The 22,175-nt window shown below is 42.0% G+C and carries 27 protein-coding genes; 26 read left to right on the top strand and 1 reads right to left on the bottom strand.

What is annotated here, in order from left to right; translation table 11 throughout:
• Positions 1–293: 293 nt before the first annotated feature.
• The 10 genes from AC25Y5_RS17055 to rsmI all read left to right on the top strand — a co-directional run bounded on the left by AC25Y5_RS17055 (position 294) and on the right by rsmI (position 7,466).
• Positions 294–1,742, top strand: coding sequence for an aminotransferase class I/II-fold pyridoxal phosphate-dependent enzyme (locus AC25Y5_RS17055; protein ID WP_488141338.1), 1,449 nt, complete (start codon positions 294–296; stop codon positions 1,740–1,742).
• 7 nt (positions 1,743–1,749) lie between these two features.
• Positions 1,750–2,391: a dTMP kinase gene (gene tmk, locus AC25Y5_RS17050; RefSeq protein WP_488141341.1), complete on the top strand. Its 642-nt coding sequence runs from the start codon at positions 1,750–1,752 to the stop codon at positions 2,389–2,391.
• 35 nt (positions 2,392–2,426) lie between these two features.
• Positions 2,427–2,756: a cyclic-di-AMP receptor gene (locus tag AC25Y5_RS17045; RefSeq protein WP_482103239.1), complete on the top strand. Its 330-nt coding sequence runs from the start codon at positions 2,427–2,429 to the stop codon at positions 2,754–2,756.
• 19 nt (positions 2,757–2,775) lie between these two features.
• Positions 2,776–3,216, top strand: a complete 441-nt coding sequence (locus AC25Y5_RS17040) for a YaaR family protein (RefSeq protein WP_482103238.1) — start codon at positions 2,776–2,778, stop codon at positions 3,214–3,216.
• A 62-nt stretch (positions 3,217–3,278) separates the two neighbouring features.
• Entirely contained in the window at positions 3,279–4,286 is a 1,008-nt protein-coding gene (gene holB / locus AC25Y5_RS17035) for a DNA polymerase III subunit delta' (RefSeq protein WP_488141337.1), read from the top strand.
• Entirely contained in the window at positions 4,279–5,106 is an 828-nt protein-coding gene (locus tag AC25Y5_RS17030; protein ID WP_488141336.1) for a PSP1 domain-containing protein, read from the top strand. The genes holB and AC25Y5_RS17030 overlap by 8 nt, the downstream gene beginning before the upstream one ends.
• Positions 5,107–5,119: 13 nt before the next feature.
• The gene (gene yabA / locus AC25Y5_RS17025) at positions 5,120–5,494 is read left to right on the top strand and encodes a DNA replication initiation control protein YabA (RefSeq protein WP_482103235.1); all 375 of its coding nucleotides are present in this window, start codon (positions 5,120–5,122) and stop codon (positions 5,492–5,494) included.
• A gap of 95 nt (positions 5,495–5,589) precedes the next feature.
• Positions 5,590–6,339, top strand: coding sequence for a tRNA1(Val) (adenine(37)-N6)-methyltransferase (locus tag AC25Y5_RS17020; protein ID WP_488141335.1), 750 nt, complete (start codon positions 5,590–5,592; stop codon positions 6,337–6,339).
• The gene (locus tag AC25Y5_RS17015) at positions 6,323–6,610 is read left to right on the top strand and encodes a GIY-YIG nuclease family protein (protein ID WP_482103233.1); all 288 of its coding nucleotides are present in this window, start codon (positions 6,323–6,325) and stop codon (positions 6,608–6,610) included. Before AC25Y5_RS17020 ends, AC25Y5_RS17015 begins: the two co-directional genes overlap by 17 nt.
• Positions 6,588–7,466 (top strand): 16S rRNA (cytidine(1402)-2'-O)-methyltransferase, encoded by an 879-nt coding sequence (gene rsmI / locus AC25Y5_RS17010; RefSeq protein ID WP_488141334.1) that lies wholly within the window; start codon positions 6,588–6,590, stop codon positions 7,464–7,466. Before AC25Y5_RS17015 ends, rsmI begins: the two co-directional genes overlap by 23 nt.
• A gap of 72 nt (positions 7,467–7,538) precedes the next feature.
• Here the strand turns inward: rsmI and abrB are convergent, their stop codons facing one another.
• Positions 7,539–7,817: a transition state genes transcriptional regulator AbrB gene (gene abrB / locus AC25Y5_RS17005; RefSeq protein ID WP_149582631.1), complete on the bottom strand. Its 279-nt coding sequence runs from the start codon at positions 7,815–7,817 to the stop codon at positions 7,539–7,541.
• Between the two features lie 391 nt (positions 7,818–8,208).
• On the opposite strand from abrB, the gene metG reads away from it, so the two are divergent.
• From metG to AC25Y5_RS16925, 16 genes are all read left to right on the top strand, one after another.
• Positions 8,209–10,182: a methionine--tRNA ligase gene (metG, locus tag AC25Y5_RS17000; RefSeq protein WP_488141333.1), complete on the top strand. Its 1,974-nt coding sequence runs from the start codon at positions 8,209–8,211 to the stop codon at positions 10,180–10,182.
• Between the two features lie 201 nt (positions 10,183–10,383).
• The gene (locus AC25Y5_RS16995) at positions 10,384–11,151 is read left to right on the top strand and encodes a TatD family hydrolase (protein ID WP_488141332.1); all 768 of its coding nucleotides are present in this window, start codon (positions 10,384–10,386) and stop codon (positions 11,149–11,151) included.
• A gap of 135 nt (positions 11,152–11,286) precedes the next feature.
• The gene (locus tag AC25Y5_RS16990; RefSeq protein ID WP_488141331.1) at positions 11,287–12,525 is read left to right on the top strand and encodes a resuscitation-promoting factor; all 1,239 of its coding nucleotides are present in this window, start codon (positions 11,287–11,289) and stop codon (positions 12,523–12,525) included.
• A 139-nt stretch (positions 12,526–12,664) separates the two neighbouring features.
• Positions 12,665–13,231, top strand: a complete 567-nt coding sequence (gene rnmV / locus AC25Y5_RS16985) for a ribonuclease M5 (RefSeq protein ID WP_482103228.1) — start codon at positions 12,665–12,667, stop codon at positions 13,229–13,231.
• Positions 13,224–14,117 carry a 16S rRNA (adenine(1518)-N(6)/adenine(1519)-N(6))-dimethyltransferase RsmA gene (gene rsmA / locus AC25Y5_RS16980; protein ID WP_488141330.1) on the top strand — a complete coding sequence of 298 codons (894 nt, stop codon included), beginning with the start codon at positions 13,224–13,226 and terminating at the stop codon, positions 14,115–14,117. The genes rnmV and rsmA overlap by 8 nt, the downstream gene beginning before the upstream one ends.
• Positions 14,118–14,262: 145 nt before the next feature.
• The gene (gene veg / locus AC25Y5_RS16975; RefSeq protein WP_482103226.1) at positions 14,263–14,529 is read left to right on the top strand and encodes a biofilm formation stimulator Veg; all 267 of its coding nucleotides are present in this window, start codon (positions 14,263–14,265) and stop codon (positions 14,527–14,529) included.
• A gap of 133 nt (positions 14,530–14,662) precedes the next feature.
• Complete coding sequence (locus AC25Y5_RS16970) at positions 14,663–14,848, top strand: small, acid-soluble spore protein, alpha/beta type (RefSeq protein ID WP_482103225.1); 186 nt, start codon at positions 14,663–14,665, stop codon at positions 14,846–14,848.
• A 196-nt stretch (positions 14,849–15,044) separates the two neighbouring features.
• On the top strand, positions 15,045–15,911 hold the full coding sequence (ispE, locus tag AC25Y5_RS16965; RefSeq protein WP_482103224.1) for a 4-(cytidine 5'-diphospho)-2-C-methyl-D-erythritol kinase: 867 nt from the start codon (positions 15,045–15,047) through the stop codon (positions 15,909–15,911).
• A 55-nt stretch (positions 15,912–15,966) separates the two neighbouring features.
• The gene (gene purR, locus AC25Y5_RS16960; protein ID WP_482103223.1) at positions 15,967–16,794 is read left to right on the top strand and encodes a pur operon repressor; all 828 of its coding nucleotides are present in this window, start codon (positions 15,967–15,969) and stop codon (positions 16,792–16,794) included.
• Position 16,795: 1 nt separating this feature from the next.
• On the top strand, positions 16,796–17,173 hold the full coding sequence (locus AC25Y5_RS16955) for a RidA family protein (protein WP_488141329.1): 378 nt from the start codon (positions 16,796–16,798) through the stop codon (positions 17,171–17,173).
• Between the two features lie 359 nt (positions 17,174–17,532).
• Positions 17,533–17,817 (top strand): septation regulator SpoVG, encoded by a 285-nt coding sequence (gene spoVG / locus AC25Y5_RS16950; protein WP_488141328.1) that lies wholly within the window; start codon positions 17,533–17,535, stop codon positions 17,815–17,817.
• Between the two features lie 234 nt (positions 17,818–18,051).
• Complete coding sequence (gene glmU, locus AC25Y5_RS16945) at positions 18,052–19,422, top strand: bifunctional UDP-N-acetylglucosamine diphosphorylase/glucosamine-1-phosphate N-acetyltransferase GlmU (protein WP_488141327.1); 1,371 nt, start codon at positions 18,052–18,054, stop codon at positions 19,420–19,422.
• A 14-nt stretch (positions 19,423–19,436) separates the two neighbouring features.
• The gene (locus AC25Y5_RS16940; RefSeq protein ID WP_482106324.1) at positions 19,437–20,396 is read left to right on the top strand and encodes a ribose-phosphate diphosphokinase; all 960 of its coding nucleotides are present in this window, start codon (positions 19,437–19,439) and stop codon (positions 20,394–20,396) included.
• Between the two features lie 80 nt (positions 20,397–20,476).
• Complete coding sequence (locus AC25Y5_RS16935; RefSeq protein WP_482103218.1) at positions 20,477–21,109, top strand: 50S ribosomal protein L25/general stress protein Ctc; 633 nt, start codon at positions 20,477–20,479, stop codon at positions 21,107–21,109.
• A 75-nt stretch (positions 21,110–21,184) separates the two neighbouring features.
• Complete coding sequence (gene pth / locus AC25Y5_RS16930) at positions 21,185–21,748, top strand: aminoacyl-tRNA hydrolase (RefSeq protein ID WP_488141326.1); 564 nt, start codon at positions 21,185–21,187, stop codon at positions 21,746–21,748.
• 54 nt (positions 21,749–21,802) lie between these two features.
• On the top strand, positions 21,803–22,033 hold the full coding sequence (locus AC25Y5_RS16925) for an anti-sigma-F factor Fin (protein ID WP_482103216.1): 231 nt from the start codon (positions 21,803–21,805) through the stop codon (positions 22,031–22,033).
• The last annotated feature ends 142 nt before the right edge of the window (positions 22,034–22,175 follow it).

Genomic DNA, 22,175 nt, shown 5'->3' with positions numbered 1-22,175 from the left:
CCCCTGTGAGAGTAGGACGTCGCCGGTCTCAAAGTAAAGTCATTGCCTTCGGGTAATGGCTTTTTTTATGTTTATATAGATTTTAACCGAAGGGTTATATTGATGGCATACATAAAAATGTAAATGGCTTGGCGCTGAGGCGTCCATTTTTGAGGGAGTTACAATTGGGAGTTTGGATTTTAGATTGTTTGGTGCTTTGGGGAAGCATCCACAAAGCGTCGAAGCGGTATTAACAGGATTTATTGATACTCTTACCTATCTATAGTCGTATATAATAGAAGGAAGAAAAGGGAGTGGAAATTGTATTGAAAAGTTCTGAACGTCCACTTGTTGAGGCAATAACCAAATTTAAAGATGCAAATCCGATTTCATTTCACGTACCGGGACACAAGAATGGAATGCTTTCTGGATTACCTTCCGAACTGCAGGGAGCACTCCAATATGACTTCACTGAGTTAAAGGGACTTGATGATCTCCATGAACCGAATGGTGTTATTGAAAAGGCGCAGCAGAAGCTGGCTTCGTTGTACGGTTCCGACCGTAGTTTTTTTTTGGTGAATGGCACAACCGTAGGAAATCTGGCAATGGTTTATGCAACTTGCCGTGCAGGAGATACTGTTATCGTTCAGCGTAACGCGCATAAGTCGATTTTCCATGCTATTGAGTTGACGGGGGCCCGACCTGTGTTTGTATCTCCAGCTTGGGATGAAGCAACCAAGACAGCTGGAACTGTGACGTCTGCGCAAGTTAACGAGGCGCTCCAGGCGTTTCCCGAGGCAGTAGCTGTTATTCTGACTTACCCCACCTATTACGGCATAACAGGTTTAGAGCTGGAAGAAACAATCAGACTTTGTCATATGAATGGAGTGCCTGTATTGGTGGACGAGGCACACGGAGCACACTTTGTCGTAGGTGAACCGTTCCCGCGTTCGGCATTGGAGATGGGAGCGGATATAGTCGTGCAATCAGCACATAAGACGTTACCGGCTATGACGATGGCCTCATTTCTACATATGCGCACTAATTATATATCTTCGGAGAAAGTTGCTTCTTATTTAGGGATGTTACAATCTAGCAGTCCCTCTTATTTACTAATGGCTTCACTTGATGATGCCCGCGCTTTCGCGGAATCCTTTAGTAAAGAAGATAAAGATAAGTTCATGGAACGGCGTGAGATTTTTATCAAACAACTCAATCTCATTCCGCGACTTCTAACGATTAAAACGGATGATCCCTTAAAACTTATTTTACGAATAGAGGGTTGTTCAGGCTTTGATCTGCAGAAGCGGCTGGAAGCGGTAGGGATATTCGGGGAACTGGCAGACCCTTATCAGGTGTTATTTGTTTTACCACTATTGAAATCAGAACTATTTTATCCCTTTGCTGAAACTTGCAACAGGATCAAGACTGCGGTTGTGGGTCTGCCTGCAACAGAAAATACTGAGGGGATAGAAGATCTAGCCCTGTACGAAGAAGAGTTGACTTGCCTAGCTTATACGTCTGATGAAATGGCTCATATGGAAGTAGAATGGATTCCTTACAAAGAGTCAGTGAATCGTGTTGCGGCGGAGTCGATTACTCCATATCCGCCTGGTATACCCCTCTTGATCCGTGGGGAAACTGTAAGTGAAGCGCATATCCAATCACTGGACAAACTACTACAAATGGGGGCAAAGTTCCAGGGATCCATTCAAATTGTTGAAAAACAGATAATTGTGGTAAAGAATAGAGCGGAGGAATAATATGATACTGGAAGGTCAATTCATTTCGTTTGAAGGTCCTGAAGGGGCCGGTAAGACAACTGTTATTAAAGAGGTATATGAACGCTTGAAGAATGAAGGGAAACAGGTTATCTTGACACGTGAACCTGGCGGAATAAGAATTGCGGAAAAAGTCCGTGAGATTATTCTGGATAACGATCATCAGGAAATGGATGCCAAAACGGAAGCGCTTCTTTATGCGGCCGCTAGAAGGCAGCATCTCGTTGAAAAGGTTGTTCCGGCACTCAGGGAAGGAACAATTGTCTTGTGCGATCGTTTTGTCGATAGCTCATTAGCCTATCAGGGGCATGCCCGCGGACTTGGAATCGATGAGGTTCTATCTATTAACGAGTTCGCTATAGGTGACACAATGCCTGACTTGACATTGTTCTTCGATATTAATCCAGAAGCAGGACTTGCGAGAATTGCAGCAAACGAAATGCGCGAAGAGAATCGATTGGATAAAGAGAGTCTGCATTTCCATGAGCTGGTTTACGAGGGGTATCTAGAACTTATTCGGCGGTATCCAGAACGAATAAAAGTTACAGATGCTTCGCTCTCTCAAGAGCAGGTAACGGAAAATATTTGGAAAATCGTATGCGCCCAACTCATTAAAAAGTCTGATTCATGATATAATGGTTGGAAAGCGGAAAAGGGGAGATTATCGTGAAATTGATTGTAGCAGTTGTACAAGATCAGGATAGTAACCGATTATCTACGGCTTTAACCAAAGGAGACTTCCGGGCAACGAAATTAGCCAGTACGGGAGGATTTCTTAGATCTGGAAATACGACGTTCCTAATCGGGACCGACGAAACCCTTGTTCCGAAGGCACTAGAACTTATTCGGGAAAATTGCCGTTCACGCGATCAAATGGTAGCACCTGTTTCGCCAATGGGCGGAAATGCTGATTCATATATTCCATATCCAGTTGAAGTTGAAGTTGGTGGCGCGACGGTATTTGTCCTTCCAATCGAACATTTCCATCATTTTTGATGGACAGAGGTGAGCCGAAATGAAAGTCAATGGTGATTATAGAGCTGGACTTGATAAGACGCGAAATGATCCCTTGCAGGCGTCACAAGGCGGAACACGTTTTGGTCAGATGGTTGTTAAACAGGAACAGCGTCTTCAAGGTGAGCAAATTACTAGGCTGCTCGGAGATATTTCATCGGCCGGGGACCGAATTGCCCGTTCACGAAACTTGCGTGATATGGCCAAATTCAAAATGCTCATCAAGCGCTTTTTAAAAGAAGCCGTTGAATCTGGAATGGGGCTTAAACAGTCCCACTCATGGAATCAGTTCGGTGAAGGGCGCCGATTAAAACTTGTTGAAACGATTGACGACCGATTAATTGAACTGGCAAATGATTTATTGGACGAAGAAAAAACATCCGTTGATTTATTAGCCAAAATAGGAGAAATCAAAGGGCTTCTTATTAATCTATACATGTAATCCCGTGCTTTCTATCGCTTAGAAACACGGTTTTTTTTGAACACGGGGGAGGTGTGGTTAACATGACAGAAGAAGGTACTGACCGGCTGGTGCGGGAACAGAAAATAGTAATTCAACGCTTAAGTTCTTCACATAAAAATGCACGGATTGGACATGCGTACATGTTTGATGGCGAGCGTGGAACTGGGAAAGAAGCTGCAGCCATTTTTTTTGCCAAACTGCTCCTTTGTATTAACCCCGAAAAATCTGTTCCATGTGAAACATGCCATTCCTGCCGTCGTGTTTCATCCAGCAATCATCCCAACGTAACGCTCATCCGACCAGACGGACAAGATATCAAAAAAGATCAGATGTCCGATCTTGTTTTCAGTATGACGAAAAAGGGTTATGAAGCAGGCAAGAAAATATATATAATTAGTAGGGCAGATCGGATGAATGTTGCTGCAGCGAATACGCTTCTTAAGTTTCTTGAAGAACCTGAAGGCGATGTAACGGCAATTTTACTAACCGATTCGTATCAATCGATTTTGTCTACGATCCAATCGCGGTGTCAACGCGTATCTTTTTTACCACCTTCTAGAGAAATAATGATTGGTCAGCTTGTTGAAAAGGGAATTACTCCATCAATGGCGGCGACGGTTTCGATGGTAACAGCCAATCAGGAAGAAGCATTTCGGCTAGCAGGCGATGATCAATTTGCACACATACGAAAAACAGTGGTAAAATTGGTTGAAGCATCGGATCGACATGTCCATGAAGCGTTATTGTTCATCCAATCAGAATGGGTCCCTTTAATCAAAGAGAAGGAAGATACTGAAAGCGGACTCGACTTGCTTCTCTATGCATATAGAGATGTAGTCGCTTCTAAAGCAGGATTGCAGTCAACAGCAGCATTTCCTGATCAGCAAGAACTTATTAAAGGTCTTTCGATGAAGATGACATATAGCCGTTTGTCTGCTAACATGGAGGCAATATTGCGAGCCAAAAAGCAATTACACGGCAATATGAATCGCACGCTTTTAATGGAACAATTGGTGCTCAGCATGCAGGAGGGGTTACTTGTTGTATAAAGTTGTAGGAGTCCGTTTTAAAAAAGCGGGTAAAATATATTATTTCGATCCACTCGATTACGCTTTCGATGAAGGGGACTATGTCATTGTTGAAACCGCGCGAGGAATCGAATACGGTAAAGTTACAGGTGTAGTAAGAGAAGTCGGTGAAAATGATGTGGTCTTGCCACTAAAAAAAATTATTCGTCCCGCACAAACCGAGGACCTCGAAAAAGTGGAGGAGAATCTACTCGAAGCTGAGAGGGCTTTTAGCACAGGTGTAGAAAAGATCGTTGAACATAAGTTGGAAATGAAGTTAGTTGATGTCGAGTATACATTCGATCGAAACAAAATTGTCTTCTATTTTACAGCAGAAGGCCGTGTAGATTTCCGAAACCTTGTTAAAGACCTTGCTTCGATTTTCCGCACGCGTATTGAACTACGTCAGATAGGCGTACGCGATGAAGCGAAGATGCTTGGGGGTATTGGTCCTTGTGGTCGGATGCTGTGTTGTTCGACATTCCTTGGTGATTTTGAGCCGGTTTCTATAAAAATGGCTAAGGATCAGAATTTATCACTTAATCCATCGAAAATTTCAGGCTTATGTGGGCGACTTATGTGTTGCTTGAAATATGAGAATGATGATTACGAAGAGGCAAAAGCACTGATGCCGGACATTGGTACACGTGTCCAAACAGCAGAGGGACCAGGGAAAGTTGTTGGACTGAATTTACTTGAACGTCTTCTTCAAGTAAGTATGACAGACCAGGACTTGGTTCTAGAATATACATTGGAAGAGATAGTAGAGCAACAAAAAAATATAGCTCAATTGATGAAATAATGGGGTGGGATAGTTGAAAGAAAGGAACTTTCTGGATAGGGTTATGGAATTTGAGCAAGAACTCGAATCTATGCAAAAGCAATTCCGCGAATTGATTGGATTCGTCGCGCAGATGACGGAAGAGAACCATTCGCTTCAACTCGAAAACCATCATTTGCGCAAGCGGCTTGAAGAAATGGATAAACAAATGAATGAACAAACAGAAGAAATTATCAATACGCGCAAGCACCGGAAAAAACCGAATACGATAGATGTTGGCGAAGGTGTCGATAATTTGGCACGCCTGTATAACGAAGGGTTCCACGTCTGCAATGTCCATTACGGAGGTAGTCGTAAAGGGGAAGACTGTCTGTTCTGTCTCTCCTTTCTAAATAAACAAAACGTATGAAATGAGCCGATCCTATTATAATGTAGGCGTCGGCTTTTCTTTTATTGTTTGTACGCTAGGCACTTTACGGATTTTTTAAAATGGGGGAAATTATTATGGATGAATTTTTACAAGATGATGAGCGGCTTGATTATTTATTGGCTGAAAATTTACGGATAATTCAAAGCCCGTCCGTATTCTCATTTTCCCTGGACGCAGTACTGCTTGCAAGATTTGCATATGTTCCGATACGTGCTGGAAAAATTGTAGACTTATGTGCTGGTAATGGAGCAATTCCATTGTTTTTAAGTGCAAGAACAAACGCTGACATTATTGCCGTTGAATTGCAGGAACGTTTGGCGGGAATGGCTCAAAGAAGTGTAAGATACAATGGGTTAGAAAGTAGAATTCGAATCGTTAATGACAACGTTATCGGAATCGCAGCAAAAATAGGTTCTGAAAAGTACGACACAGTGACTTGTAATCCCCCGTATTTCCCTTCAAATGAAGCCAGCGAAAGGAACTTATCCGAGCATCTGGCGATTGCCAGACATGAAATCCATTTGAAACTTGACCAAGCTATCCAATCAGCGAGTGAATTGTTAAAACAGGGTGGAAAAGCAGCATTTGTTCATCGTCCCGGGCGCTTACTCGATATAGTCACTGCAATGCGTGCCAATCGTTTGGAACCAAAGCGGATTCAATTCGTTTATCCCAAAGAGGGCAAAGAAGCGAATACATTATTAATTGAGGGGATAAAAGACGGCAAACCCGACTTGAAGATACTGCCGCCCCTCTATGTATACGGTGCTGACAATGAATACACGGAAGAAGTGAGGCGCCTCCTTTATGGAAAAAACGAGTGAGCATCTTTTTTATGTTTTAGAATGCAACGATGGCTCTTATTACGCCGGTTATACGAATGATTTAGAAAAACGGGTTCGTGTACATAATGAAGGAAAAGGCGCGAAGTATACCCGTGCAAAAAAACCTGTCCGCTGTATTTATCATGAAAGCTTTGAAACAAAACGTGAAGCAATGCAGGCGGAATATCAGTTCAAACAACTGAAAAGAGATGCCAAAGAAAATTATATTGGAAAGAGGCGTAATGTCGATGAAGTCACAAAAAAGTGCTGAGCTGGGCGGCGGAAAACTATTTTTGGTCGGGACACCAATTGGCAATCTGGAAGACATGACATATCGTGCAATTCGTATATTGAATGATGTCGATACGATTGCAGCAGAAGATACGCGAAATACGATCAGGTTGTGTAATCACTTTGAAATTAAAACGCCTCTTATAAGCTATCATGAACATAATATAGAATTTGGTGGAGAAAAGATTTTGACACTATTGGAAGACGGAAAGTCAGTAGCACTTGTCAGTGATGCTGGTATGCCTTGTATTTCTGATCCGGGCGCGGATATTGTGTCTAAAGCGATTGGTGCAGGCTATGATGTAGTACCTGTTCCTGGCGCAAATGCGGCAATCAGCGCGTTGGTGGCATCGGGATTGGTACCGCAGCCCTTTCTGTTTTACGGTTTTTTATCGCGCCAGAAAAAAGCGCGGACGATTCAATTAGATCATTTAAAGCAGCGGGAAGAAACAGTTATTTTGTATGAGGCTCCTCACAGGTTGAAGGAAAGTTTACGTGCGCTACAAGATAGCTTTGGTGGACAACGTTCAGTTGTTCTGGCAAGGGAACTAACAAAGCGTTTTGAAGAATTTCTTCGCGGTACGCTTGAAGAGGCTGTAATATGGGCAGAATCGAATGAAATACGAGGCGAGTTCTGTATAGTCATTGAAGGCAGTGATGGGGTAATTGTTGAAGAACAACAAGCGTGGTGGCATGACTTGGATATCCATGCACATGTAACCGAATTAATAGAACAAAAAGGACTTCGTTCAAAAGAGGCAATCAGGGAAGTGGCAAATGAACGCGGATTAAGCCGTCGGGATGTTTATAAAGAGTTTCATGTCGAAATTGATTGAAGTAAAAGAGTATGAAAATATTAGAAAAAAAGTCCGAAACGGATAACCGTTCTGGACAATGATGGTTAATGATTATTTTTGTAAGCTTTCTTCAATTTCTTTGATTAGTTGTTTTGCGCCTTCTGGGCTCAAAATCAATTTACCATCAATCAAACTTAAATTGTCGTCAGACACATCGCCCGTAATGGAGCATGTCATGTTCGGCATATATTTCTTCAAGATGATTTTATCTTCATCAACATAAATTTCCAAAGCGTCTTTTTGTGCGATACCAAGTGTACGACGTAGCTCAATCGGAATAACAACTCGTCCGAGTTCATCGACCTTTCTTACAATACCAGTGGATTTCATAGCTAAACTCCTTTCAAAACAATTATTTTCGTCAAAATTCGACATAATTCGCTTGCTGTTTTCCATCATACCAAATCTTCCAATTTACGTCAATACATCTTATTAGAAACTATGAGAAAAATAGTAGTTTCTTGTAAAGAACATATTTTAGACATGAAAATTTCAAAGAGATATGTTGAATTAAAGAAATTCTTTGGATTGCTTTGGAGCGCAGACATGCCTTTCGTCAGTCTTAAACCACTTGTTACCTCTGAAAAGAATCCGTCGCTCGGTTTATACACCAATACATGTGAAATATAATGAAAGCGGCTGTTGCCGGGTTATTTCATTGTGTCGATGGGATCCTTTCGATAGAATAGAGAATATATACTTACACACTGGAGGAATAGTCTTGGCTGATTTGAATAAGACATTTTATATTACAACACCTATTTATTATCCGAGTGGTAAATTCCACATTGGTACCGCTTATACAACTGTGGCTTCTGATGCGATGGCACGTTATAAACGTCTACGCGGATTTGATGTCCATTTCTTGACTGGAATGGATGAACACGGCCAAAAGATACAGGAAAAAGCTGATGAGGCCGGATTACCGCCCCAAGAATACGTTGATGGTATCGCTGAAATAGCGAAAAAAGTCTGGAGCATTATGGACATTTCCTATGACGATTTCATTCGCACGACAGAAGAACGTCACAAAGAAGGCGTTGAAAAGATTTTTAAGACATTTCTCGATAATGGTGACATATATAAAGGTGAGTATGAAGGATGGTATTGCCTACCTTGTGAAACGTATTTTACGGAAGGACAGCTTGAAGATGGAAATTGTCCTGACTGCGGACGTCCAGTCCAAAAAGTAAAAGAGGAATCGTACTTCTTTAATATGAAGAAATATGCAGACAGACTATTGAAGTATTACGAAGACAATCCGAAGTTTATCGAACCCGAATCTCGGAAGAATGAAATGATTAATAACTTTATTAAACCTGGCCTTGAAGACCTCTCTGTTTCCCGTATGTCGTTTGACTGGGGCATAAAAGTTCCGAAAGACCCGAAACATGTCATTTATGTGTGGGTCGATGCACTGACAAACTACATTAACGCACTCGGTTATCAGACCAAAGACGATTCATTATTTAATAAATACTGGCCGGCAGACGTCCATGTCGTCGGAAAAGACATTGTCCGTTTCCATACGATTTATTGGCCGATTTTTTGCATGGCACTTGATTTGCCTTTACCAAAAAAAGTATTTGCACATGGCTTCATCATGATGAAAGATGGAAAAATGTCGAAATCCAAAGGGAACGTCGTCTATCCTGAAATGCTAGTTGAACGTTATGGACTGGATGCGACACGTTATTTCTTACTTCGCGAGCTACCATTTGGTCAAGACGGTGTATTCTCACCCGAATCTTTTGTTGAACGGACGAATTATGACCTAGCCAATGATCTCGGGAATTTATTGAATCGCTCCATTTCGATGATTAATAAATACTTTGACGGAGAAATTCCAACAGAAGACATTGTCGCAACAGAATTCGATAAGAGTTTGACGGATTTCATGACAATTACAGTCGAGAAATATGAAACTTCAATGGAGAATATGCAATTCAGTACAGTTCTTGGTGATTTGTGGGCGCTCATATCACGGACTAATAAATATATCGATGAGACCTCTCCGTGGGTATTAGCGAAAAATGAAGATGATAAAGGCCAACTGGCATCCGTAATGCTACATCTTGCCACGTCGCTTCGCCACATCGCTGTATTATTGCAACCGTTCATGACGGAAGCACCGAAACAGATTATTTCACAATTGGGTCTGGATGAAGGACTGCTTGCATGGGACACACTTGGTAACTTTACTAATATCCCAACAGGAACAAAAGTTGTGGAGAAAGGTGTACCGATTTTCCCACGTCTGGATGCAGATGTTGAGGTCGTTTATATTCGCGATCAGATGGCAATCACGGCTCCCGCTGAAGCTGCCCCTATAGAAGAAGCTGTTAAAGTTGAAATTGAGGAGACAGTAGAAGCTGAGATTACAATCGATGATTTCATGAAAATCGATTTACGCGTTGCGACAGTAACCGCTTGCGAAAAAATCCCGAAAGCGGATAAACTGCTTAAATTACAACTGGACCTAGGCTATGAACAAAGGCAAGTTGTCTCAGGCATCGCGGAACATTACGAACCGGAATCACTTATTGGTGAGAAAGTAATCGTTGTTGCCAATTTGAAACCTGTAAAATTACGTGGGGAACTATCCCAGGGCATGATTTTGGCAGGAAAATCAGAAGGTACTTTAAAACTTGCAACAGTAGATCCTTCATTAGAAAACGGTGCTAAAGTTAACTAAGTTAAACTTTTGTAGGTTACTTATGAGTCAGTTAAACCAAATTTCTAGACTAAAAAAGAATGAATGAAAGCGGCGTCCCTCTTGGAAACGCCGTTTTTCCTTTCACTGCAATAAAACCGTTTTGTAATCGTATTGTTAAATGTGTGAGATGAAAAACATAATTCTTTGAATTACAATAAAACCATTGTGAGGCGAAAATAGATGTATATAGATACACATGTCCATTTAAATGCAGACCAGTACGAAGAAGATGTAGATGAAGTAATTCAACGAGCCCTTGAGGCTGGTGTGGAAAAAATGGTGGTTATTGGATTTGACCGAAAAACCATATTAAGGGCAATGGAACTAACTGAACAGCATGCCTTCATCTACGCGGTCGTTGGCTGGCACCCTGTAGATGCAATCGATTGTACCGAAGAGGACTTGGCATGGATAGAATCATTAACTGCGCACCCTAAAGTGGTGGGGATTGGAGAAACAGGTCTAGATTATCATTGGGATAAATCACCGAAAGATATCCAGCAGGAAGTGTTCAGGAAGCAGATTCGGCTCGCGCAAAAAGTAAGTCTTCCCATTATTATCCACAACCGGGATGCAACGGCGGATGTTATTCGTATCTTGAGAGAAGAGGAAGCGGAAAAAACGGGCGGAATCATGCATTGTTTCGGAGGAAGTGTCGAAACAGCAAGAGAATGCATCGACATGAATTTTATGATTTCGCTAGGTGGACCCGTAACTTTTAAAAACGCAAAAACACCGAAAGAAGTTGCTACCGAAATACCGCTTGAGCATTTACTAATAGAAACGGATGCGCCCTATCTCGCACCTCACCCTTACCGTGGAAAGCGGAACGAACCAGCTTGGGTAACCTTGGTTGCAGAAGAAATTGCGAGGCTGAAAAAACTTCCAGTTATAGAAGTTGCAGAAAAGACTACAAAAAATGCTTTGAAAGTATTTAACATCGATTGATTAAACGAACAGGAAGTTTTCCATCCTTTACATATGGAGAACTTCTTAAACTTGCAATGAATTAAGTCCAAATGGGTTGACACTCTGTAGACTTACCTTTATAATTTGCCGAGTACTGAAGGAGGAGTTTTTTTCATGCAAAAAAGCACGATGAAAAACCTGTTCTTTAAGTCATTGAGGGGTAAACGATTAGCTATTACCGCAGTTTCACTTGCGCTATTCGTAACTGTTATTTCACTTGTTCTCTTTGAAGGAACAAAGAAATCGATCACGTTGGACGTGGACGGAGAAGAACTTAACATCAAGACACATGCACATACAGTAGGTAACCTTTTATCCGAGCAGGATATTAAAGTTGCCAAACATGATTTAGTGGTACCCTCAGTGAATACACCAATCGAAGATGGTTTATCGATCAGGTGGGAACAGTCGCAACAAGTCAAAATAAATGTCGACCAGGAAATCACATCCATATGGACGACTCATCATAAGGTGAAAGACGTACTAGCTGAAGCCGGTATTAAACTGACCGATTATGACGTTGTAAAACCCCAGATTCATGAACAACTTGGGGAAGATAACAGCATTGTCATTCAAAAAGCGTTTGAAGTAACGTTGAATGACGGAGGAAAAGAGAAGAAGGTCCAGTCACCTTCGACTACGGTCGCTGACTTTTTAAAGAGAGAAAACATTCAACTGAATGGAGACGATCGCCTGAACGGAAAGGCTGATGGTTACTTAAAGCCGGGTTCTATAGTGGAAATCGTACGAGTGGAAAAGGTCACCGATGTAGTGGAAGAACCGGCAAACTTTGTAGTTGAAACACGCAGCGATCCAACTTTACTGAAAGGACGGGAGAAAATCGTCCAGGCAGGAAAGAAAGGATTAGTTTCACGAAAGTTTGAAGTAGTAAAAGAAAATGGAAAAGAAGTTTCCCGTAAGTTAGTAGATGAAAAACCGATTAAAGCATCACAAAAGAAAATTGTTGCAATCGGCTCCAAAGCAATGGTTGCAAGCGTAGCGACATCCTCATCAAATAAGTCGTCTAACAAAACAGTTTCCCGTAACGACTCCTCAGCTGGGGGCAAAGAGTTTTATGTGACGGCCACAGCATATACAGCAGGATGTAATGGTTGTTCAGGCATTACAGCTACCGGCATTAATTTACGTGCTAACCCGAACTTGAAAGTTATTGCAGTCGACCCGAGCGTTATCCCGCTCGGTTCAAAGGTATGGGTTGAAGGTTATGGACACGCGGTTGCAGGAGACACAGGTGGCGCAATCAAGGGCAAAAAGATAGATCTTCATGTTGCGACGAAAAGTGATGCTTATAAATTCGGCAGACGCCAAGTGAAAGTTAAAATTATCGATTGATATAACAATCCGCAGGACTCTAAGTAGTCCTGCGGATTATTGTGTTATGCCGAAGTATGATTGGTCACCTACATATCTGTACATACGCCTGTGTGCAGAGTAGAATTAGGGTAAGAACGCAATGGGAAAGAGGATTTTTGTGAACATTAAAGAAATTGTTGTTGTTGAGGGAAAGTCTGATACAGTTGCCTTAAAACGAGCTACAGGTGCAGATACGATTGAAACAAACGGTTCCGCAATCGATGAATTGACACTTATACGTATTCGCCATGCGCAGGAAACAAGAGGTGTTATCGTATTCACCGATCCCGACTTTCCGGGCAGAAGAATCCGCGCAATCATCGAAGAACGGATTCCGGGCGTTAAACATGCATTTCTTGAAAAAAAGTTGACCATAGCTAAAAATGGTTCAGGTGTCGGAATTGAGCATGCAGCCGATGAGGACATCCGGTCAGCGCTGCGTTCTGTTTATACAGTGGAGGATAAGCCAGTTGTTGATATCCCGTTTGCAGACTTGATGGAAGCGAGACTAATTGGCCATCCCGATGCAAAAAGGCGGCGTGAACGTTTGAGTGAATTGCTACAAATCGGCCCGGTTAATGGGAAAGGATTAAAAAAGCGGCTTGAGATGTTCCGAATCGGTTATGAACGATTGGGAGAAACGTTGAAAGTTCTAGACAAGGAGGAGAAAGAAAATAATGAATAAAGATATAGCAACTCCGGTCAGGACGAAAGAGATTCTTGCTAAACACGGTTTTGCACTTAAGAAAAGTTTAGGACAAAATTTCTTGATTGACCCAAATATTTTACGAAATATCATAACTCATGCAGGCCTGACCGAAAAAACAGGCGTTATTGAAATTGGCCCGGGAATAGGTGCACTGACTGAGCATCTTGCTAGAAGCGCGGGAAAAGTGGTGGCATTTGAAATTGACGGCCGTCTTTTACCGGTTTTGGAAGACACATTGTCTCCTTATAACAACGTTACGATTGTTCACCAGGATATTCTGGAGGTCGATCTTCTACAGGTGATGAAAGAACACTTTGCCGATTACGAGGATGTCGTTGTTGTTGCAAACTTGCCTTATTATGTGACAACACCGATTATCATGAAGTTCTTGATTGGTAAAGTTCCTATCTCGGGAATGGTTATCATGATGCAGAAAGAGGTAGCGGATCGAATTACTGCGGTTCCAGGGACGAAAGCTTACGGTTCGCTGTCAATCGCTATTCAGTATTATATGGATGCGGAAGTGGCTATGATTGTGCCTAAGACAGTTTTTATGCCACAACCAAACGTGGAATCTGCCGTTTTACATTTAACAAGAAAAGAATCTGCACCCGCTGAAGTGATTGATGAAGACTTCATGTTCGTTGTATCCAGAGGCTCATTTGTCCAACGGAGAAAAACGATCTTGAATAACTTGCAATCTTCATTGCCTGAAGGCAAATTAAAAAAAGAGCAGATATTGAAAGCGTTCGAACAAATAGGTATGGATCCAGGCAGGCGAGGGGAAACACTGACAATTGCAGAATTTGCAAGTCTTTCCAATGCCTTGTACGAGGATTTCTTCATAAAGCGTAAGAAATAACGAAAAAAGAACATTTTTCACAATAAAATAAGCTTTTTCATAATAAAATGATTGACAAAGTACTTCAGCGATTGTTAAAATGGAGTTTTTAATTGACAGAACCTTTTTTAAGTGTTATGCTTATACTTAGTGAGGTGTAAGCGACGTGCCAAAAACATTAGCGGACATTAAGAAGTCATTGGATTCACATCTGGGTAAACGTTTGCATTTGAAAGCAAACGGTGGTCGGAAGAAGACGATTGAGAGAGCTGGAGTCCTGCGAGAAACATATCGTGCAGTATTCGTAGTTGAGCTTGACCAGGATGAAAATGCGTTTGAAAGAGTATCTTACAGCTATGCAGACATTTTGACCGAAGCGGTTGAAATAACAATTCTAGAGGGTGCAGATCCTACAGCATTCATAGTCAAATGATTACAGCATTTATGATTTAATACATTTTGTAAAGAAACACCTATACAGCCATTCAGAAATGAATGCCCTGTGGAGGTGTTTTTTATTTGATTTAGTCCATACTAATTTTGTCAGCCAAAAGGAGGAAAACCGAATGGCGAAAAAACGTGGTATTATGTCTGAGAGCTTAAAGGTAGAGATTGCCAAAGAGCTTGGATTTTACGATGTTGTTGAGCGGGAAGGTTGGGGTGGCATCAAATCACGTGACGCAGGTAATATGGTGAAACGAGCGATTGAAATGGCCGAAAGAGGAGTAGCACAACAGAAACAGCAGCTATGAATTACCCTTTATCCCACTAATAGGCTGACAAAAGAAGAGTTGGAACCGGGGTCGTCAAGACAACCGGGCCAGCTTTTTTTGTTGCTTTTTCCGTCAAGGAGAAATGAATTACCCAATTGTTATCATTTCACAGCGCAATTATTTCACCCTATGGTAAAATAGGGAACAAAGACAAGCTGGAATGGGGGGAAGCCGGATGCTTTATGAAAAAGCACCTGCAAAAATCAACTTAACACTTGATGTATTACATAAACGGCCAGATGGTTTTCATGAAGTCGAAATGATAATGACCACGGTCGATTTAGCAGACAGGGTCTGGCTCCGTCCAATGAATAACGGTGAAATTACAATTAAAGCATCTGAACGGTACGTACCGAATGATCGTAAAAACTTTGCGTATCAGGCTGCAGAACTCTTACAAAACGAATTTGGCATTACCAGAGGCGTTGAGATTACTCTTGAAAAGAGCATTCCTGTAGCTGCTGGGCTTGCAGGCGGAAGTTCAGATGCGGCAGCTACACTGCGTGGTTTGAATAGGTTATGGAACTTAAAATTAAGCGTTGAAGAGCTTGCTTCGCTAGGGGCTCGAATTGGTTCGGATGTTTCTTTCTGTGTTCACGGAGGAACAGCACTTGCTACAGGGCGAGGCGAAATAATTGAAGTTCTGCCCGCTCCACCGAAATGTTGGGTCATTTTAGCCAAACCAGCAATTTCAGTATCAACAGGTGATATATACGGAAATCTGGACTTGACTACAATTGAACATATAAACACAGCTGGTATGGTGGACGCATTAAAAACAGGTGACTACGACAAAATGTGCAAATCAGTTGGGAATGTACTCGAAACCGTTACGATGAATCTTCATCCTCAAGTCGTCGTGTTGAAAGATCAGATGAAAAAGTTCGGTGCAGATGCGGTATTGATGAGTGGCAGTGGCCCGACCGTTTTTGGCCTTGTTAAACATGAATCGAGAGTGCCACGCATTTACAATGGGTTAAAAGGATTCTGTCCGGAAGTCTATGCAGTAAGAATGGTCGGTGGACATACATTTCTTGATTGAACACGTACAATTGTGGTAATGTACATTAAAACATTCGGGTTTAGGAGATGGTACCATGAAGTGGAAAAGAAGCGAGCGACTTGTAGATATGACTCGCCACCTCTTGGAATATCCACATGAACTAATTCCATTAACCTTCTTTTCTGAACGTTACCAAGCGGCAAAATCCTCGATTAGTGAGGATTTGACGATTGTAAAAGAAACGTTTGAAGAAAAAGGAACGGGTAAACTTATAACGGTGTCTGGAGCGGCGGGAGGAGTGAAATTCATTCCAAAAATGTCGGATTCGGCTGTTCGTGAAGTGATATCGACGCTAATGGGTGAAATTGGTCATTCTGATCGATTGCTACCTGGTGGTTATTTATTCATGACAGATCTTCTTGGCAATCCAAGGATTATGGACCGGGTAGGTAAGGTATTTGCTTCAGCGTTTGCTGACACAGAGATAGATGTTATTATGACGGTGGCGACGAAAGGGATTCCGATTGCCCACGCAATTGCCCGTCACTTGAATGTTCCAGTTGTTATTGTTCGCCGAGATAGCAAAGTAACCGAAGGGTCTACTGTGAGTATTAATTATGTATCGGGTTCAAACAGGCGCATTCAAACGATGGTTTTATCGAAAAGAAGTATGCAAAGCGGTCTAAAGGTCCTTATCACAGATGACTTCATGAAGGCGGGAGGTACGATACTAGGGATGAAGAGTCTGCTAGAAGAGTTCGGCTGTGAGCTGGCAGGCATCGCTGTTTTAGTAGAGTCTGATCATGCAGAAGAAGTGTTGGTCGATAATTATCTCTCCCTAGTTAAACTTCAAGCTGTAAATGAGAAGCGTCGAACAATTGAGTTAGAAGAAGGAAACTATTTTGCGGAAGGTGGAAAATGATATGAATTATGTAGCAACAGAAAAAGCGCCAAAGGCAATTGGCCCTTATGCACAAGCAGTCACAGTAAACGGAATGGTTTACACTTCTGGACAAATCCCTTTAACACCGGAAGGTCTACTCGTTGCGGAAACAATCGAAGACCAGACGCACCAAGTGTTCGCTAACTTGAAAGAAGTATTGAAAGAAGCAGGCTCATCTTTGGATAAAGTGGTCAAAGCGACTGTTTTCATCAAAGACATGAATGAATTTGTTGCTGTCAACGACATTTACGCACAGCACTTCGGTACGCATACCCCGGCACGTTCAACTGTTGAGGTTGCAAGATTGCCGAAAGACGTAAAAATTGAAATTGAAGTCATTGCGCTTTTAGCAGAATGACGGAAGCGGCCCCGATTAACCGAAGCCGATAAAAACGAACATTTCAAACCCTGCAAGTAAATCTAAATTTAATTAGGCGACATTTCGTTTGGTTTTAACGAAATGTCGCCTTTCCTATGCGGAATTTTTGCAAGGGTTCCCCTGTGAGAATCCTAGTCCGATTCTATAATAGTGGTTCCTTTCAATAGTCTGGAAAACCGGATTATGTACATTTTGTCAACAGTAAAAACGAATTCAAAGCAGGCATTCTATTCCCTGTCTTTCAAATTTTAAAAAAATTATGTTTGTAAAGAAGGAAATTGCTTACTTTTGTGGAATATAGTCCTCATGTGCTTTAAAGACAAAAGGAGTGGTAGGGAATGGAAGTAACAGATGTTAGGTTAAGAAAGGTGGAGACTGATGGAAGGATGAGGGCGATTGCATCGATTACGATTGACGATGAATTTGTCGTACATGATATTCGGGTTATCGATGGAAATGAAGGATTGTTCGTAGCTATGCCAAGCAAACGGACACCTGATGGGGAATTCCGCGATGTAGCACACCCGATTAATACGAATGCTCGCACAAAAATCCAAGATGCCGTACTTGCGGCATACCATCTGTCTGCTGAAGAGCCAATATTCGAGGGAGCCGGCGCATGACGTGCCCTCTTCAATCATATGCAGAACACCTATATAGTGAAATTGACTGCCCTTTTTTAATGCGGCAGTTTTTTCTTGTTTTTAGTTTTAAAAGGGGACAGAGCAAAGAAAAATAATGACGATGAGCTTGTCAAGAGTAGAGAGGTTGAAAAAAACCCTGTTTTCAGCTATAGTTTATAAAGAAAACATTAAGAGAGGGATCGGCCTTCCTCACACATTTTTGGAGGCATTCAAATGACAAATACATATGCCGTCGTCCTTGCAGCAGGACAAGGTACACGGATGAAGTCAGATTTATATAAAGTACTCCACCCAGTCTGCGGAAAACCAATGGTGGAACACGTAATTGATCATATTCGGGGTCTTGGAACCGGTCGCATTGTCACTATTGTTGGGCATGGCGCGGAAATGGTCGAAGAGACACTTGGAGATAAAAGTGAATATGCATTGCAGGATGAGCAGTTAGGTACAGCACACGCTGTTCAGCAGGCGGAGAAGTTAATCGGTCATCTGGATGGCACGACGATTGTCGTGTGTGGAGATACGCCCCTAATTCGTTCTGAAACAATGGAGGCACTAATTGCCCATCACAATGAAACAGGCGCTAAAGCAACCATCTTAACGGCTTATGCAGATAACCCAACTGGCTACGGACGTATAATCCGAGGCGCAGGTGGACAGGTTCTACGGAACGTCGAACAAAAAGATGCAACGATAGAAGAGCAAAAGGTAATGGAAATCAATACAGGTACGTACTGTTTTGATAACCGTACGCTCTTTGAGACATTGAGAAAAGTGAAAAACGACAATACGCAAGGCGAATACTATCTGCCTGATGTTGTCGGAATTTTACAATCTGAGAGTGAACTTGTTTCGGCTTATGTGACGGATGACTTTAGTGAAACGCTCGGCGTCAATGATCGTGTGGTTCTGGCTAAAGCTGAACAAGTAATGCGCCAACGCATTGCTGAAAAGCATATGCGTAATGGAGTAACCATCATCAGCCCAGACAATACGTATATAAGTGCGGCTGCTGAGATTGGTCGAGATACAGTTCTTCAACCGGGTACCATGATTGAAGGGAACACTGTTATCGGCAGGAAATGTATAATTGGACCGAATAGCCAGATTATAGATAGTGTAATTGGGGATGAGACTACCATCCATTCGTCAGTGGTACGATCCAGTATAGTCGGTTCAACTACAACTGTGGGGCCTTTTGCGCATATCCGTCCTGATTCTAATCTAGGTGATAATGTGAAAATTGGTAACTTTGTAGAAGTGAAAAAATCATCACTGGGTGAAGGAAGTAAAGTATCTCATTTAAGCTATATCGGGGATGCTAAAGTCGGAGCGCATGTGAATGTGGGCTGTGGTTCAATTACCGTTAATTATGACGGGAAAAACAAATACCAAACAACGATCGAAGATGACGCATTTATCGGATGTAATTCCAATTTAATCGCACCAGTAACAATTGGTAAAGGTGCATATGTAGCCGCTGGGTCGACAATCAATAAAAATGTCCCAGAAAGTTCACTTGCAATTGCGCGCGCGCGCCAGGAGAATAAAGAAGGATATACTAACAAACTAAATCATAAGTAAACAGGGGGAACATGATGGCTAATCACTATCCAAACGATAAACTAAAGATATTCTCTTTGAATTCGAACCAAAGACTTGCGGAGCAAGTTGCGGAAGTAATCGGACGACCACTAGGGAAATGTTCCGTTAAGCAATTTAGTGACGGAGAAGTCCAAATCAATATCGAAGAAAGTATCCGGGGCTGTGATGTGTTCGTCATCCAGTCAACATCGTTCCCTGTCAATGAAAACTTGATGGAACTTCTTATTATGATTGACGCATTGAAACGTGCATCTGCTCGCACAATCAATGTCGTCATGCCTTATTATGGTTATGCACGTCAGGATCGAAAAGCACGTTCACGTGAACCAATCACGGCGAAGCTTGTTGCAAACTTACTTGAAACAGCTGGTGCGCATCGCGTCATTGCAATAGATCTTCATGCGCCCCAAATCCAAGGTTTCTTCGATATTCCAATTGATCACCTTGTTGCAGAACCAATTCTTACTGAATATTTTAAAGGAAAAGGATTCAACAGTGACGAATTAGTTATAGTATCACCGGATCATGGCGGTGTAACGCGTGCGCGTAAAATGGCGGACCGGATGAAAGCTCCTATTGCAATCATCGACAAACGCCGTCCTCGTCCGAATGTAGCTGAAGTGATGAATATCGTTGGGAATGTCGAGGGGAAAACAGCAATCCTGATTGACGATATCATCGATACAGCAGGGACAATTACGATTGCGGCGAGCGCATTAATCGAAAGTGGAGCAAAAGAAGTGTATGCTTGTTGTACACACCCCGTGTTGTCGGGTCCCGCAATTGAACGAATTGACAACTCTCAAATCAAAGAATTGGTCATTACGAATTCAATCGAGCTTCCGGAAACGAAGCAGTCTCCGAAGATAAAACAACTATCTATCGCCTCACTTCTTGCGGAAGCAATTGTCCGTGTATTTGAGGAGAAGTCCGTCAGCACCTTATTTGATTAATTCGAAATGTTTCATGTCGCTTGCCACTGGGTATTTATCAATTAGCACAATTTTTTCAATCAGAAGGGTGATTAAATAAAATGAGTACAAGTATACAATCAGAAGCGAGAGTACCAGCTAAAAAGTCAGCACTAACAGAATTAAGAAAAGAAGGCTATGTTCCTTCAGTTGTCTATGGTTATAAAACTGAAGCTACACCGATTTCAGTAAAAGAACGTGACCTCTTGAAAACATTGAGTGAAGTGGGCCGTAACGGTGTAATTAAACTTAATGTTGACGGTAAGGACATCAACGTTGTTCTAAGTGAATATCAGTCTGGCGCACTAAAAGGTGAAATCCGACATGCAGACTTCCTTGCTATCAATATGACAGAAGAACTAGAAGTGGAAGTACTTGTCCATCTTGTAGGAGAATCTGCGGGCTTGAAAGCGGGCGGCGTACTTCAACAGCCAAACCGCGAAGTGAAAATCAAAGTGAAACCTTCAGATATTCCTGAAACATTCGATATCGACATTTCAGAACTTCAAATTGGTGAATCAATTACAGTCGCAGATATTCGTGCGAAATCGAAATATGAAATTCTAAATGAAGATGATCATGGACTAGTTCTAATTTCTTCTCCACGTACGGAAGCAGAAATGGAAGAGCTTGAAAGTGAAGCTTCTGAAACGGCTGAACCCGAAGTAATCGGCGAGAAAAAAGAAGAGAAGTAATATGAAAACAAGCGTACGGAAACCCGTGCGCTTATTTTCTGTCTAATCATCTATTGTTAAAGGAAGATAAAATCGATGAAAATGATAATAGGACTCGGGAATCCGGGTAAACAATATGAAAAAACGCGCCATAATGTAGGCTTCCATGTCATAGATGAGCTTTGTAGACGTCTGACGGCGCCTGTGATGCAGTCCAAGTTCGGTGGGATGTACACGGTCATACATCGTCCAGAAGGTAAAGTGATGCTCGTGAAGCCGCTTACGTATATGAATCTATCCGGGGAATGTGTTCGGCCGTTAATGGATTACTTTCAAGTCGATGTGAAAGATATCACAGTTTTGTACGATGATCTGGATATTCCGCCTGGAACCATCCGGTTGCGTCAAAAAGGCAGTGCGGGCGGCCACAATGGCATGAAGTCAATCATTGCTCATCTCGGAACAGATCAGTTCAACAGAATCCGTATTGGTGTCGGTCGTCCGGTTGGCGGCATGAAGGTACCTGATTACGTACTATCGCCTTTTGGTAAGGATGAAAAACCATTGATTGAAGATATGGTGCAAAAAAGTGCATCTGCTTGTGAAGCCTGGCTAAACAAACCATTTAACGATGTGATGAACAACTTTAATGGTATGTAAGGAATAACAAAGCCCTTTCTCGCCTATACTTTGATAAAAGGGCGGGGGATTAGAATGGCGATCCGTTATACTTGCAGACATTGTGAGACCGAAATAGGCACACTTCCGTTTGAATCCGCGAAGGAGACTATTCTTCTTCTGCAAAAGTTGGACGACGGGGAAGTTGAGCATTTTCTGACGTATGAAGAGGACGGGGCATTAATGGTGCGATGCATATGCGAACAGTGTGAGCAATCGCTTCGGAGTTTCCCGGATTACTATACACTCAAGAAATGGCTTCAATAAGATGTACGCTTTGGCGCGGAATGCGTCCAAAGCTTTTTCTGTTTTCCTATTTATAAAGGGGAATTATCTACTAACTATTGGCGGCCAAACTCGTTTTGGCCTCCATTTTGAGCGTTTACTATAATTATAGAAAGGGTGTGTA

Source organism: Sporosarcina sp. Y1011, assembly GCF_057669885.1.
The sequence above is the reverse complement of the archived record's forward strand: the minus strand, read 5'-3'. Positions and strand labels throughout refer to the sequence as shown.